The 14,023-nt window shown below is 71.0% G+C and carries 12 protein-coding genes; 6 read left to right on the forward strand and 6 right to left on the reverse strand.

Annotated features, from left to right (window positions below):
* Positions 1 to 482: 482 nt before the first annotated feature.
* The 3 genes from fahA to ACH442_RS15195 are packed head-to-tail and all read right to left on the reverse strand — an operon-like array spanning position 483 to position 3,723.
* Positions 483 to 1,688, reverse strand: coding sequence for a fumarylacetoacetase (gene fahA / locus ACH442_RS15185; protein WP_396338606.1), 1,206 nt, complete (start codon positions 1,686 to 1,688; stop codon positions 483 to 485).
* Positions 1,685 to 2,551, reverse strand: coding sequence for a hypothetical protein (locus ACH442_RS15190; protein WP_396338607.1), 867 nt, complete (start codon positions 2,549 to 2,551; stop codon positions 1,685 to 1,687). Before ACH442_RS15190 ends, fahA begins: the two co-directional genes overlap by 4 nt.
* A complete protein-coding gene (locus ACH442_RS15195) occupies positions 2,548 to 3,723 on the reverse strand; it encodes a homogentisate 1,2-dioxygenase (RefSeq protein WP_396338608.1) in 1,176 nt (391 codons plus the stop codon). The genes ACH442_RS15190 and ACH442_RS15195 overlap by 4 nt, the downstream gene beginning before the upstream one ends.
* Before the next feature lie 201 nt (positions 3,724 to 3,924).
* On the opposite strand from ACH442_RS15195, the gene ACH442_RS15200 reads away from it, so the two are divergent.
* Positions 3,925 to 4,512, forward strand: coding sequence for a TetR/AcrR family transcriptional regulator (locus tag ACH442_RS15200; RefSeq protein WP_396338609.1), 588 nt, complete (start codon positions 3,925 to 3,927; stop codon positions 4,510 to 4,512).
* A gap of 132 nt (positions 4,513 to 4,644) precedes the next feature.
* Here ACH442_RS15200 and ACH442_RS15205 read toward each other — a convergent pair whose 3' ends face one another.
* Positions 4,645 to 5,538, reverse strand: coding sequence for a S41 family peptidase (locus ACH442_RS15205; RefSeq protein WP_396338610.1), 894 nt, complete (start codon positions 5,536 to 5,538; stop codon positions 4,645 to 4,647).
* Positions 5,539 to 5,667: 129 nt separating this feature from the next.
* On the opposite strand from ACH442_RS15205, the gene ACH442_RS15210 reads away from it, so the two are divergent.
* Together ACH442_RS15210 and ACH442_RS15215 are read left to right on the forward strand one after the other, a co-directional pair.
* Positions 5,668 to 6,795 carry an AI-2E family transporter gene (locus ACH442_RS15210; protein WP_396338611.1) on the forward strand — a complete coding sequence of 376 codons (1,128 nt, stop codon included), beginning with the start codon at positions 5,668 to 5,670 and terminating at the stop codon, positions 6,793 to 6,795.
* Positions 6,792 to 7,970 carry an aminotransferase class I/II-fold pyridoxal phosphate-dependent enzyme gene (locus ACH442_RS15215; protein WP_396338612.1) on the forward strand — a complete coding sequence of 393 codons (1,179 nt, stop codon included), beginning with the start codon at positions 6,792 to 6,794 and terminating at the stop codon, positions 7,968 to 7,970. The genes ACH442_RS15210 and ACH442_RS15215 overlap by 4 nt, the downstream gene beginning before the upstream one ends.
* Here ACH442_RS15215 and ACH442_RS15220 read toward each other — a convergent pair.
* Positions 7,967 to 8,209, reverse strand: a complete 243-nt coding sequence (locus ACH442_RS15220; protein ID WP_396338613.1) for a hypothetical protein — start codon at positions 8,207 to 8,209, stop codon at positions 7,967 to 7,969. The two genes, ACH442_RS15215 and ACH442_RS15220, sit on opposite strands and share 4 nt — an antisense overlap.
* Before the next feature lie 217 nt (positions 8,210 to 8,426).
* On the opposite strand from ACH442_RS15220, the gene ACH442_RS15225 reads away from it, so the two are divergent.
* Together ACH442_RS15225 and ACH442_RS15230 are read left to right on the forward strand one after the other, a co-directional pair.
* Positions 8,427 to 9,572 carry an ATP-binding protein gene (locus ACH442_RS15225; protein ID WP_396338614.1) on the forward strand — a complete coding sequence of 382 codons (1,146 nt, stop codon included), beginning with the start codon at positions 8,427 to 8,429 and terminating at the stop codon, positions 9,570 to 9,572.
* A 77-nt stretch (positions 9,573 to 9,649) separates the two neighbouring features.
* On the forward strand, positions 9,650 to 11,200 hold the full coding sequence (locus ACH442_RS15230) for a M1 family metallopeptidase (RefSeq protein WP_396338615.1): 1,551 nt from the start codon (positions 9,650 to 9,652) through the stop codon (positions 11,198 to 11,200).
* 45 nt (positions 11,201 to 11,245) lie between these two features.
* Here ACH442_RS15230 and ACH442_RS15235 read toward each other — a convergent pair whose 3' ends face one another.
* Positions 11,246 to 13,261: a methyl-accepting chemotaxis protein gene (locus tag ACH442_RS15235; protein WP_396338616.1), complete on the reverse strand. Its 2,016-nt coding sequence runs from the start codon at positions 13,259 to 13,261 to the stop codon at positions 11,246 to 11,248.
* Between the two features lie 197 nt (positions 13,262 to 13,458).
* On the opposite strand from ACH442_RS15235, the gene ACH442_RS15240 reads away from it, so the two are divergent.
* Positions 13,459 to 14,019: an SDR family NAD(P)-dependent oxidoreductase gene (locus ACH442_RS15240; RefSeq protein WP_396338617.1), complete on the forward strand. Its 561-nt coding sequence runs from the start codon at positions 13,459 to 13,461 to the stop codon at positions 14,017 to 14,019.
* Positions 14,020 to 14,023 lie beyond the last annotated feature (4 nt).

Consider the following 14,023-nt stretch of genomic DNA (forward strand, 5'->3'; position numbering starts at 1 on the left):
GTGATCTCATCCGCCGTCTTCGGCTCCACAGAGGCCGATCACGATGCGAATCCCCAGTTCAGAGCCCTGCCGTCCGACAACGCAATGGCCCTGCCCCCGCGACTTTGACGAGTTCCCCGAGTATCGACTCGGTTTGGTGAGATTTCTGGTCGAGGTTTTATCGGGACGATTGAGAGTAGAAGCTTTCGCCCTTGATTTCCCTGATGACTCACCCACGTTCGTGCCGGAGGACGACTGACGAGCGGTGGGCGAGTCTCAGTGGGATCGTCGGGACAGCCGCGGATGGAATATAGGTGATGCGGGCATTCCCGCATGCTGAGCCCATGGCGGATCGTGGGGAACTTGGGTTTTGTGGTGTCCGGCGACGGTGAAGTCACCGGGGGAGGCCGGAGACGGCTTACGAGCTCGTCCACGGTGAAACTCCGCGGCGGGCTCGATGAAGCCGGTGGATCCGGAGGCGAGGATGAGTCTCCAGGTTCGGGTCAGTCGCTGACAGGGGCACCCGGGGCGGGGTGAATGCGGCCGGTGACGTGGCCGAAGGACAGGGTGGAGCCGTCGGGGGCCGGGGCGGTGGCGGTGATGGTGACCTCGTCGCCGTCGTGGAGGAACGTGCGGGTTGAGCCGTCGGGGAGGGTCAACGGTTCGGCGCCGTTCCAGGACAGTTCGATGAGGGAGCCGCGTTCGTCGGGTGCTGGGCCGCTGACGGTGCCGGAGGCGTAGAGGTCGCCGGTTCGCAGGGACGCGCCGTTGACGGTCATGTGGGCGAGTTGCTGGGCTGCGGTCCAGTACATGCCGCGGAACGGTGGCCGGCTGACGATCGAGCCGTTCAGGCGGACTTCCATCGACAGGTCCAGGCCCCATGCGGCGTCGGTGTCGTCCAGGTAGGGGAGCAGGGGTTCGTCACGGGCGGGCGGCTTGACCACGGCGGCGGACAGGGCGGCGAGCGGGACCACCCACGGCGAGACCGAGGTCAGGAACGACTTGCCCAGGAACGGGCCGAGCGGCACGTACTCCCAGGCTTGCAGGTCGCGGGCGGACCAGTCGTTGACGAGGCAGACTCCGAAGACGTACGAGGGGAAGTCGTGCAACGGCACGGGCGTCCCGAGTTCGGAGGGTACGCCGACGACGAAACCGACCTCGGCTTCGATGTCGAGTCGGCGGGACGGGCCGAACGCAGGGGTGCCGTCGGTGAGGTACTGGCCCTGTGGGCGGGTGACCGGTGTGCCGGACAACTGGACCGTCCCGGCTCGGCCGTGGTAGCCGATCGGCAGGTGCTTCCAGTTCGGGGTGAGGGCCGGCGAGCCGGGGCGGAACATCCGGCCCAGGTTCTCCGCGTGGTCCCGGGAACTGTAGAAGTCGACGTAGTCCGCCACCTCGAACGGCATCCGCAGCGTCACCGAGTCGATCGGCAGCAGGTGCGGCGTGACCCGCTGCTGATGGGCCGGATCGGTCAGCCACTCGGTGATCATCGACCGCGTCGAGGCCCACGACTCCGGGCCTTCGGCCATGAAGGCGTTCAGGGACCCGGTCGCGTGGACCGGATCGCCGGTGACGCCGGCCAGGTCGAGCACGTGGTCGCCGATGGCCACGCCGGTGCGCGGGGTGCCGGAGGGTTCGGTGACGAAGATGCCGTACGGCAGGTTCGTGATCCCGAACCCCGTGGATTCGGGCAGGTCGAGCCAGGTCATGGGATGATTCTCTCCGGGAGCAGGCCGAGGTGGGCGAGATCGTGGACGGGCTCGGCCACGTCGCACGTGCCGAACGAGGTGAAGATCGAGCGGACGCGGGCGGCGTCCGACGGGGTCCAGGCGCGCAGTTCCGCGGCCATGGTGGCGGCGTCGGTGCGGTGCAGCTGAGCTTCGGCGTCGGCGGGATCAGCCGCGGCGAGCAGCACGTTGAGGAAGCCGTGGTGTTCGAAACCGGTCGCGGGGTCGGTGTGCCGGATCGCGTGGTGGAGGCCGGCCGTGCACTTGAAGGCGATGTCGCGTTCCGCGCACGCGCGGATCGTCGCGGCCAGTTCGTCGACCGTGGGGAACAGGTCGGCGCGGAGTCCACCGGTACGCAGTTTCGCGCGCACGCCCGTGCCGGCGAGCGCGTCGAGCACCTCGTCGCGCGCGGAGGTGCGGGGGAGCTCGATCGCGCGGGTTACCTCGGGGGCCAGGGTCGCGGCCATGGTCCGTACGGCAAATCGGGTTTGATCTTTGTCGGCCGCGACCGGGGTCTCGACCGCGACCACCCGCGGGCCCGGATTGTCCGGGAGCTCGTCCAGGGAAGCCGGCGCGATGATCAGCGCGATGTCCAGCGGTGGCCCGTCGAGCGAGGCCAGCCGCGCGGCCGGGATGACGAACGGCCCGAGCAGATCCCCGTGCGGCCCGGCCAGCGCACGCCGATGAGCGGGCACGGCGTCGGCCATCGGCGCGTTCCCGGGCGGGAACAGCGCGGCGTCGTCGAAGAACCGCGCGAACAAGGTGTCGAGAAGCGCGGCGTCCAGATCGAGCCGCGCCGCTGCCTCGGGTCGCGCCGGGGAGCCGGGCGGCGTGGATCCGGTCATGCGGACGGGCCGCGACCGGACCAGGACCAGGCATAACGCCCGTCGTCCGAGGCCAGCCCGGCCTCCCCGAGATCCAGCGGCCGGAAGGTATCCACCATCACCGCGGTCTCGTCGAAGAACTCCACCCCCAGCGACCGCTCGACGGCTCCCGGCTGCGGCCCGTGCGAATGCCCGCCCGGGTGCAGCGAGATCGACCCCTTGCCGATCCCGGAACCCTTCCGCGCCTCGTAGTCGCCATCGACGTAGAACATCACCTCGTCGGAGTCGACGTTGGAGTGGTAGTACGGCACCGGCACGGCGAGAGGGTGATAGTCGACCTTCCGCGGCACGAAGTTGCAGATCACGAAGTTCTGCCCGGCGAAGACCTGGTGCACCGGCGGGGGCTGGTGGACGCGGCCGGTGATCGGCTCGAAGTCGGCGATGTTGAACGCGTACGGGTAGAGGCAACCGTCCCATCCGACCACGTCGAACGGGTGCTCGGGCACGACGTGGATCGTCCCGCCGCCGCGGTGCTTGACGTAGATCTCGACGTCCGTCCCCTCGGCCAGCAGCGGCTCGGCCGGCGCGCGAAGGTCACGTTCGCAGTAGGGGGCGTGTTCGAGGAACTGGCCGTAGCGCGACAGGTACCGCGCCGGGGGAGCGATGTGCGAACTGGCCTCGATCGCATAGGTTCGCAGCGGCTCGGAGCCGGTCGGGATCCACCGGTGCGCGGTCATCCGCGGGATGATCACGTAGTCGCCCTGGCCGACGGTGAGCGCGCCGAACACCGTCTCCACGGTCGCGGCGCCCCGCTCGACGTAGACGCACTCGTCGCCGATCGCGTTCCGGTAGTACGGCGAGATCTCCGTCGACGCCGCGTAGGAGATCCGCACGTCCGCGTTCCCCAGGACCAGTCGCCGCCCGGTGACCGGGTCGGCCTCCTTGAAGTCGAGGTCGTGCAGGCGCAGGTGGCGCGGAACGAGCGGCGCGTTCGGGGTCAGGCTCTGGTCGGGCAGTTGCCACGGGCGCGCGTCCACGATCGCCGACGGGATGCCACGGTGGTAGAGCAACGACGAGTCCGAGGAGAAACCCTCCTCGCCGACCAGTTCCTCGGCGTAGAGCCCGCCGTCCGGGCGGCGGTGCTGGGTGTGCCGTTTCGGCGGGATGCTGCCCACCTGCCGGTAGAACGTCACGCGTCTGACCTCCCGGTCCGCTGCGGACCACTCCGGCGGATCGCGCCGCAGTGGTCCCTGGACAAGTAGCCGCCACCAGGGGTGGTGGTGACGACTCCGTGCGCTACGGAATTTACGAGGCGGTAACAGACCGCACAAGTGGTCCGCAGGTTCGCACCGTGAACAAATGCCGGTAGCCTCATCGAGCGGGAAGGGGATCACGTGCCGAAGATCGTCGATCACGACCAGCGACGTTCCGAGATCATCGAGGCGTACCTGAAGGTTGTCGCCCGCGACGGGCTGTCGGCCGCCACCAGCCGGGCCATCGCCGCCGAGCTCAAGATCGGCACCGGCGCGCTCTGGCACTACTTCGACGGGTTCGACGAGGTCGCCGCGGGCGCCTACGCGCGGATCACCGACCGCACCAACGCCCGCATCGCCGCCGCGACCGCCGGGCTGCGCGGGCTCGCCGCGTTCTACGCGATGATCGGCGAGATCCTCCCGCTCACCAAGGAGACCCTGGACGAGGCGTTCGTGGTCGTCGGCTTCTGGGGTCGCCTCGCCGCCAACTCCAAGATCGAGAAGACGCCCGACCTCGGCGAGTTCTGGGGCGGCCAGATGGCCGACCGCTTCCGCGAGGCCATCGCCGACGGTGAGCTCCTCCCGACGATCCCGATCACCGACGTCGTCGACGCGCTGCTCACCATCTGCCTCGGCGAGCAGGTCAACGCCGTGATGTCCGCCCCCATGGTCAACCCCACCCGTCAGCTCGCCCTGGTCGACCACTGCCTCGTCCCGTGGCGTCCCTGAAAACCCTGTTCAACCCCGCTTTCTCCGTACGCGCGTGAGCCGCCCGCCGGAGAGGGCGGGTCACGCGGCTGGGGTGAGTGGGCGGGCGGGACGGCGGGCGGGCGGCTCACGGGCGTACGCGCAAGAGGAGTGTCAGCCGAGAGCGGCGAGCAAGTGCTTGGTGGCCCGGGGCAGCGCATCGGTCGCGGGGGTGGGGATGTCGGGGCGGACGCCCACGCCCTCCCAGTTGGTGCCGCTGAGCGGGCTGACCGAGCGCGCGATCGGGATCGTGACCTCGAGGTGGGGGTGGACGGCGAAGGCTTCGCGCGGGTGGGCGCCGCCCCGGGTGGTCTCGCCGATGACGGTGGCCCGCCCGCGTTCCTGGAGCGTGAACGCCAGGTCTTCGCCGCCGGAGAAGGTGGTGGCGCTGGTCAGGACGGCGATCGGGCGGTCGGGGCCGAAGCGGGGACCGGCCAGGTGCGGCACGGTCCAGAACTGCCGGACGCGGTCCTCGGCGCGGAAGTAGAGGCCGCCGAGCTCCAGCGGCTGCGGGCCGAACAGGTAGCTGCAGAACAGGGCGACCGTCTCGGGAACACCGCCCCGGCAGCGGCGCACGTCCAGGATCAGCGCCGACGCGCCCGCGACCAGGGTCATCGCGGCGGCGATCGGGTCGCCGGCCGCGGTCGGCGGGAAGAACAGCGGGGTGATCTCGATGAGGGCGATGTTGTCGTCGAGGCGTTCGACCCGGCCGATGCCACCGCCGGTGCGCGCGGCCCACGCGGTCAGCTCGGCCAGGTCGGCCTCGTCGTCGCCGTGATCGTCGCGCAGCGGCTCCTCGCTGTGCAGCAGACGCAGGTGCTTGTCGCCGTTGATCGATTGGAGGTCCTCGGTGACGCGGGTGGCCAGCTCGGCGGCGTCGATGCCCTCCGGGTACCGGTCGGGCCGGAGGGCGGCGGCGATCCGGTCGCTGACCTCGGGGAAAACGTAGTGCTCGGTGACCCGGTCCGCGACCCGGGTCACCACCTGGGTGATCTCGTCCTCACGCATGCGGGGAGTCAATCATGTCGATCTCGGGTTTGTCCGGAGCGCTGAGCGGGGTACGCCGCCACGATTGCGCCGCGAATCGCCGTTCACCCTGGCTGAGCCGGGTCACCCCGGTTCCGTAGGGTGATCGTCATGGGGCCCCTTTTGAGCACGGCGAAGACCCGCTCGGCGATGCGTGACGCCGCCCGGGTCTCCGCGCAGACCCTGCTGATCCTGCTGCTCCTCTACGTGTTCCTGGAACTGCTGGGAATCGCCTGGTCGGTGCTCTGGCCCCTGGTCGTGGCGCTGCTGCTGACCACGCTGACCTGGCCGCCGGTCCGTTTCCTGCGCCGCCACGGCTGGCCGCCGGCACTGGCCGCCTCCCTGGTCACGGTCCTGTTCCTGGCCCTGATCGTGGGCATCGTCGTGCTGATCGCGGTGCCGGTCTCGGAGCAGGCCGGCGAGCTCGGCCAGGGCGTGGTGGACGGCATCCAGAAGGTCCGCGACTGGGCCTCCGGCCCGCCCCTGAACATCAGCGACGCCCAGGTCAACAACGGTCTGAACACCGCGATCGACAAGCTGCAGGCCAGCGTCGGCAGCATCGCCAACGCCACCCTGACCGGTGTCAGCACGATCGTCAACGGCGTGGTCACCACGATCCTGGCGCTGTTCCTGATGTTCTTCTTCCTCAAGGACGGGCCGCGCTTCCTGCCCTGGCTCAGCCGCCAACTGCCCGGCCGGCTCGCCACCGACCTGCCGGAGATCGCCGGCCGCAGCTGGAACACGCTCGGCTCGTTCGTCCGCTCGCAGGCGTTCGTCGGCCTGCTCGACGCGGTCTTCATCGGCCTCGGCCTGTGGATCACCGGCGTCAAGCTGGTGCTGCCGCTGGCCGTGCTGACGTTCGTCACCGCGTTCATCCCGATCGTCGGCGCGGTCTTCGCCGGCCTGGTCGCGGTGCTGATCGCGCTGGTCTTCAGCGGCTGGGTCAAGGCGCTGATCGTGCTCGGCATCATCCTGCTCGTCCAGCAGCTGGAGGGGAACGTCTTCCAGCCGATGATCCAGAGCCGGGGCCTGGGCCTGCACGCCGCCGTCGTGCTGCTCGCCGTCACCCTGGGCGGCAACCTCGCCGGCATCGTCGGCAGCCTGCTCGCCGTGCCGGTCGCCGCGCTGATCGCGGTCGTCTGGGGTTACCTGCGCGAGCAGCTCAGCAACCCGGTCCCGGCGCCGGAGGAGGAGGAACCGGCGACCGATCCGCTTCCGGCCGAGGGCGTCACCCCGTGAGACTGTCGCAGCGGGCCCAGGCGGTCGAGCCGTTCCACGCCATGGCGTTCGGGCGGCGCGCGGGGGAGCTGGAGGCCGCCGGGCACCACATCGTCCGGCTCGGGCTGGGCGAACCCGACTTCGGGGCGCCCCCCGCGGTCCGCGACGCGATGCGGGACGTGATGGACGGGCGGGCACTGCCGTACACCCCGGCCTTCGGGCTGCCCGCGCTGCGCGAGGCGATCGCGGGCTTCTACCGCGACCGGCACGGCGTCACCGTCGACCCGGCGCGGATCGCGGTCACACCCGGTGCCTCGGGTGCGTTGCTGCTGGTCACGGCGGCCACCACGGATCCCGGCGACGAGGTGATCGTCGCCGACCCGTCCTACCCGTGCAACCGGGCGCTGGTCGAGACGTTCGGCGGCACGGTCGTCACCGCGGCCACCACGCCGGCGTCCCGCTACCAGCTGGGCACCACGGCGGTCGAGCAGGTGTGGAGTGAACGGACCAGCGCGGTGATGATCGCGAGCCCGTCGAACCCGACAGGCACTTCCATCCCGTACGCCGAAATGGTCTCGGTCTGTGATCTCGCCCGTGCCCGGGGCGTCTGGCGGATCGTCGACGAGATCTACCTGGACCTGGCCGACCCTGCCGCCGACGGCACCCCGCCGCGCAGCATCCTCGCCGCGGACCCGGACGCCATCGTGATCAACAGCTTCTCCAAGTACTTCGGCATGACGGGGTGGCGTCTGGGCTGGTGCGTGCTGCCGCCCGCCCTGGTCGAGGCAGCCGAGCGGCTGGCCATGAACTACTTCCTGTGCGCCTCCGCGCCGGCCCAGATCGCCGCGCTGGAATGCTTCACGCCCCGGTCGCTGGCCGTCTGCGAGGAACGCCGCGCCGAACTGCTCGCGCGCCGGGCCATCGCGCTGGACGGGCTCGCGCGCATCGGGCTGCCGGTGCCGGTGCCGCCGGACGGCGCGTTCTACGTGTACTTCGACGTCAGCTCGACCGGGCTGGGGGCGTGGGAGTTCTGCCGGCGGGCACTGGAGGAGGCGCACGTGTCGGTCACTCCAGGGCGTGATTTCGGGGCGGTGACCGCTGACACGCATGTCCGCCTCTCCTACGCCGCGTCCCGGGAAGCCCTGCGTGAGGGGTTGGAGCGGCTCGGCGCTTTCGTTCGTGGGCTTCGCAGCTAGCGGGCCTTGTCGGCCTCCGCGCCCGGCGCGGTCATCCGGCCGTTGCCCATCGGTGGCTCGCCGACCGTGGGGTCGTCGTCCGGCTCGTCCGGTGCGGCGGCAGGACGGCCTGGCCGGAAGGCGCGGGGGTCGAAGGCGCCGCCGGGATGCTGCTGGACGAATTCGCCCTGGCCGTCGCTGATCAGGCCGTTGGCGCGGTCGGGGTCGTTCTGCTGGTAGCGGTCCTGTGCGTCGCTCATCCCGGCGACATACCCGCTGGACGCGCGACCTACCGCGGAAGGGCCGGCGATCCGCCGTCCGGCCTCGCCCACTTCAGGTAGGCCGGTCGGCTTCCCGTCAACATGCCAGGAGATGCGGCGGGCTCCTCGATGGCAACCCGCGATTCCCGCAAGCCGTGCCCCGCGACGCCGATCCCAGCGGGGCACGCGACCGGGCACCTGATGGAGCGGGAGAACAATGACGATCGATCCGGTGGAGACCCGTCTCGCGGCGGCCGAGCACTACCGCGCGGCCGTGGCCGAGATTCCCGAAGTGCTGGAACTGGCCGCCGAGGCCTGCCGGGCGCCGATGGCCGCGCTCAAGATGATCGGCGGCGGAACCGCGCACTTCGCCGGCACGATCGGCATCCGTACGGTGGTCGGCGTCCCGCAATCGAACTCGGTCTGCGACGTGGTCGCCGCCGTGAACGACACGATGGTCGTCGGCGACGCCAGCCGGGACCCGCGACTGGCCGCGCATCCGTTGGTGAAGGGCGCCGAGCACGTCCGGTTCCTGGGCGCCGCGCCACTGCGCCACGGTGACCGGGTGGTCGGCGCGCTCTGCGTCTTCGACGACCAGCCGCGCCGCCACAACCCGGAGGCGACGGTCCGCATGCTGTCCCGGATCGCCCGCCGGGTCGACGCCGAGACCGGACTGCGACACCTGGCCGCCACTCAGGCGTTCCCGGCCGCCGTGGGCCAGGACGAGGTGGTCACGGCGATCTCCCACGAGATCCGTACGCCGCTGGCCACGATCAGCGGCAACCTGGAACTGCTCACCGAGATGGGGGCGATCGCGCCCGGCTTCGAGCGCCGGGTCGACGCGATCACCCGCAACGCCGACCGGCTCTGCCGCACCGTCGACAACCTGCTGCGCACGGTCAACCAGCAGATGCACGAGCCGATCGGTGACCGCCGCCGGTTCGACCTCGGCATTCTCACCTCGGCCGCGGTGACCGCTCTCCGGTCCGGGCGAGTGCGCGTGATCCGGCCGGACATCCCGGTCTGGGTCACCGCTGACCCGAAGCTGATCGAGGTGGCCCTCGGGCACCTGCTCGGCAACGCGCTCTGCTTCGGCGAGGGCAAGCCGGTCGAGGTCACCGTGACCGCGCACCCGCGGCCGGCCGTCGTCGTCCGGGATCACGGCTCCGGCCTGGACGAGGCGGAACTGACCGCGCTCGGCGTCCCGTTCCTGCGCGGTCGGGAGGCGCGGCTGGCCCAGCTCCCGGGGCTGGGCCTGGGTCTGGCCGTCAGCCGCCGCATCGTCGAGGCCCAGGGCGGCACGCTACGGCTGGAGCGTGCGCCCGGGACCGGCCTGATCGCCCGCATCTCCCTGTCCGGTTAGGTTCTGTCCCGCGGATCACGCGGGACAGAACCTAAGGGGGCTGCGAGTCCACTGTGGCGGGCGTAACGTCGGCGGCCATGAGTGACCTTCATATCGAAAAACGTCTCTCGGGGCTGCTCGCGGCCGGCGCCACCGCGCTGATCGTGGTGGCCGGCCTGAGCGCTCCCGCCTCCGCGGGAACCCATCAGGCGAGCCCGGGCGCCCCGGGCTTCAGTGACCGGCTGTACCCGCTGCTGGGCAACGGCGGATACGACGTGCAGGACTATGACCTGCGGATCCGCTACCCGGAGAAGGACCCGAAGCAGACCGTCACCGGCGACGTGACGATCACCGCGGTCGCCACGCAGAACCTGTCCCGCTTCGACCTCGACTTCGGCGGCCAGTCGGTCGGTGCGGTGTCGGTCAACGGCCGCCCGGCGAGGTTCAGCCGCTCCGGTGACGAGCTGGTCGTCACGCCCAGTCGCCACCTGAGCAAGGGCAAGCGGTTCTGGGTCACGGTCAGCGGCTTCACCGCGACCCCGATCCCGGCGAACGCGGACTCCCCGGCCGGCTTCGTGACCACCGTGGACGGGACCATCATGGCCGGTCAGCCGGACCAGTCGCACCAGCTGTTCCCGAGCAACGACCACCCGCGGGACCTGGCCACCTACACCATCTCGATGACTCGCCCGGCCGGCTGGACCGCGGTGGCTAACGGTGTGCACGTCGGCGACCGGACCCGCGGCGGGGCGGTGACCTCGGTCTACCGTGAGTCGAAGCCGATGGCCAGCGAGCTGATCCAGCTCGCCGTCGGCGACTTCACCGTCCAGCAGCGGCCCTCGGTCGGCGGCGTCCCGATCCGTGACGTGGTGCCCACCCGGCTCGCCGCGGACCTGCTGCCCAAGGCCGAGGTCGAGCGCTCCCAGCTCGCCTGGATGGTCGGCAAGGTCGGCAAGTACCCCTTCGAGAACTACGGTTCCCTGGTCATCGACACCGACCTGGGCTTCGCCCTCGAGACCCAGACCCTTTCCCTGTACGACACGGGGCTGTTCGCCGCGCCGAAGTTCATCCTCGACCCGGTGATGGCCCACGAGCTGGCGCACATGTGGTTCGGTGACAGCGTCGCGCCGTACCAGTGGAGCGACGTCTGGCAGAGCGAGGGCCACGCCACGTGGTACGAGCTGATCTACGCCCAGGAGCACGGGCAGTTCCAGGACTACACCGGTGAGGCCGACCTGGAGGCGTACTTCAAGGCGGCCTACGCCAGGGGCGATCAGTACCGGACGAAGTACGGCCCGGTCGCGCACCCGCTGAAGAGTGACGTGATCTGGGACGTCTTCAACCCCAACGTGTACGACGGTGGCGCGCTCGTCCTCTACGCCCTGCGCCAGACGATCGGCGCCAAGGCGTTCGACGCCCTGGAACGGGCCTGGGTCGCCCAGAACCGTGGCCGGACGGCCTCGACGCAGGACTTCATCGCGCTCGCCTCGAAGGTGTCGCACCGGGACCTGCGGGCGTTCCTGAACGACTGGCTCTACGGCACGAAGACGCCGCCCATGCCGGGCCACCCGGACTGGACGGTGAACGCGCCGGATGCCGCCGCGGCGAAGACGCTGAGCACCCCGGCACGGGCGTTCCCGCGTCGCTGAGCCGGGGTCGGGGCCTCGCCGGCCGCACGGCTCGGCGAGGTCCGGCTATCCGACCATCTGCTCGGCGAAGGCCACCAGACGCTGCGCCATCGCGTCGTCGGTGACCAGGAACTGCAGGCCGAGCTCCTGCTGCCCGGGTGAGTCGACCACGTTGACCACCCGGGCATGCACGGTCATCGCCCCCTCCGCGCCGCTGGTCAGCTCGGCGTCGACGGTGGCGCCCTCGGTGAACTGCCGTTCGCCGGTGACGATGCAGCGCAGGCCGCCCGCGCTGAAGTTGATCAGGGTGGCGTGCGCGCCCGGCCGGCCCGGCCCGTGCAGGGTGACCCGCCCGGCCGCGGCGATCCGGTCGTGCTCCCGCCGTTCCAGCCGGCTGGCCAGGTCGGTCATCTCGTCGACCCGGCCGAGGGTGCCGGCCATCTGCGCGGCGAGCCGTTCCATCAGCGTCCGCTGGTCGGCCGCGACCGTGCGCAGCGACGTGGCGGCGTCACCGACCCCGCCGATGCCCTCGATCATCGTGCTGATCGTGTCCGACATCGCGTTGGTGTCCCGCCGCAGGTCGTCGATGGTCCGCAGGATCTGGTCGGTGGACTCGGCGGTGTGCATGGCCAGCTGTTTGACCTCGTCGGCGACCACGGTGAAGCCGTAGCCGAGCTCACCGGCCCGGGCCGCCTCGATGGTCGCGTTCAGCGCCAGCAGCCGGGTCTGCCGGGCGATCCCGGTGACCAGCTCGGCGGTCGACGCGACCCGGCGCAGGCTGTGCTCCAGCGAGGAGATCACCTGCTCGGCGTCGTGCGCCTGGCCGACGATCGCGTTGGTCGCCGTGTCGGCCACGCTGATCCGGTCGTCGATCACCTCGGCCGCGGTGCGCACCTCGCCGACCTTGTCGGTGACCTGCCGCAGTTCCTCGGCGATCACGGAGGTGGACTCGTCGATGATGTCCTGGGTGCGCCGCCGGAACTGGGTCTCGGCCTGCCGCTGGTGCAGGAACCCGGCTCGCAGCTGCTGCTCCCGGGCCACCTCGGCCTGGGCCAGTGCCTCCTCCTGGTCGGCCAGCCTGGTCCGGGCCACGATCAGCGCCCGGCCGATGTCGCCCATCTCGTCGCGGCCCTCGGGCAGCGGCCGCGGCGCCAGGTCGGAAGCGGCGATCGCGGTCACGGCCTCCACCGTCTGGTGCACGTCGTGGCTGGTCCGCCAGACCACACCGGCCGCGCACCACAGGGCGAGCAGGAACCCGCCCAGCGAGATGCCGACGACCAGGCCGCGTTCCAGCGAGTCCTCCCCGATCCGCCCGTCGAGCAGGTCGTCGAGTGTGGTGTTCAGCGGCCGGACGGTGGCCGTCGCGGCGTCCGCCACCTCGACCGGCTCGGCCGCCGCGGCCGGTGAGCTGAGCGTCGCGGCGATCTGTTTGTCCAGCGAGGAGATCGCGTCGGCCAGGGTCTGCACCGGGGTGAGCCGGTTGGCCAGCCGGGAGTCGTCGGTGTTCTTCGCCGCCGTGGTGACGTCCCGGCGCAGCGCGTCCGCGGCCGCCTCCAGCCGGCCGGCCAGCACCGCCTTGGCCGCGATCGCCTGCTGACCGGTCAGCCCGGTGTCCGGGTGGGCCGTCTGCAGGGCCGCGAGCAGCGCCTGCGGCACCTGCACGACCTGCGCGTCCATCACGTAGAACGAGTCGAGGTCCGGGTCGAGGATCAGGTTCGAGTTGTCGCCGACCGCGGTGATCAGCGTGACCAGCGCGGTCGCCGTCGCGACGCGGGCGTCCCCGGAGCCGTCGCCGACCTCCGGTACCGTGCTCGCGGTGTCGCTCAGTCCGAGGCCGGGGTGCGCGGCGACCACGGACCGGACCGCGTCCAGGTCCGGCTTGCGTCCGGCGGCGGTGTCGGCGAGGGCGGTCAGGATCGGGCCGAGCACCTCGACGCCCTGCCGTTCCCGGGAGCTGAAGCCGAGGTCCTTGCCCTTCTCCACGGCGTACATGCCGGTGGCCAGCGCGCCCGGCACCAGCAGCGCGAGAACCACCAGGCCGAGGCGCATGCCGGTACGCAACCGGTCGGTGATCGACAGCACCGGGCGCAGCAGGGCGGGAGGCAGGTTCGTGGTCAGGGTCGGCCTCCCTCGTCGCGTTTACGCCATCTGCCGGTATTCTCCCGATTTCTACCGTCCGCACGGCACAAAGTCCGAAACCGGCGACCGGCATGTCTGCGTTGCCATTCCGCACTGGATCGCAGTAGCGTGATCACCGTCACTATCCGAGGGGGCGTGGCATGCGAGTGGCGGGTAAAACCCTGGTAGTGACCGGTGCGGGCAGTGAATTCGGCCGCGCGGTCACCCTGGAGGCGATCCGGCGCGGCGCCCGGGTCGCGGCCGTCGACGCCGACCCGGAAGCGCTGACCGAGACCGCACGCCAGGTCGTCGCGCCGCTGCTGCTCTCCACCCACGTCGCCGACGTGACCGAGCCGGCTCAGGTCGAGGCGCTGCCGCCCGCGGTGATCGAGCGCTGGAACGCGATCGACGGGGTGATCCACTGCGCCGGGGCGGGCGAGCCGGTGATCCGGACGTTCCTGCCACTGCTGCGCGCCCGGCAGGAGGCGCACCTGGTCAGCCTCGGCGACGCGGCGACCGCGCCGGACGCTGCACGGGTCGCCGCGCGACGATTCCCGCGCGACGTGCAAGCCGGGGAGAACGTGCACGTGGCCATGGTGTTCCCCGCCTCGACGCCGTACCGGGTGGCGCGGGATCTTCTGGACGGGATGACCCGCGATTCGTACCGGGTTCTGGTGGGCTCGGACGTACGCCTGATGGATCGGATCCTCGGCCGCGCGTAGCAAG

This window comes from Actinoplanes sp. NPDC020271 (assembly GCF_044388125.1).
Taxonomy (GTDB): domain Bacteria; phylum Actinomycetota; class Actinomycetes; order Mycobacteriales; family Micromonosporaceae; genus Actinoplanes.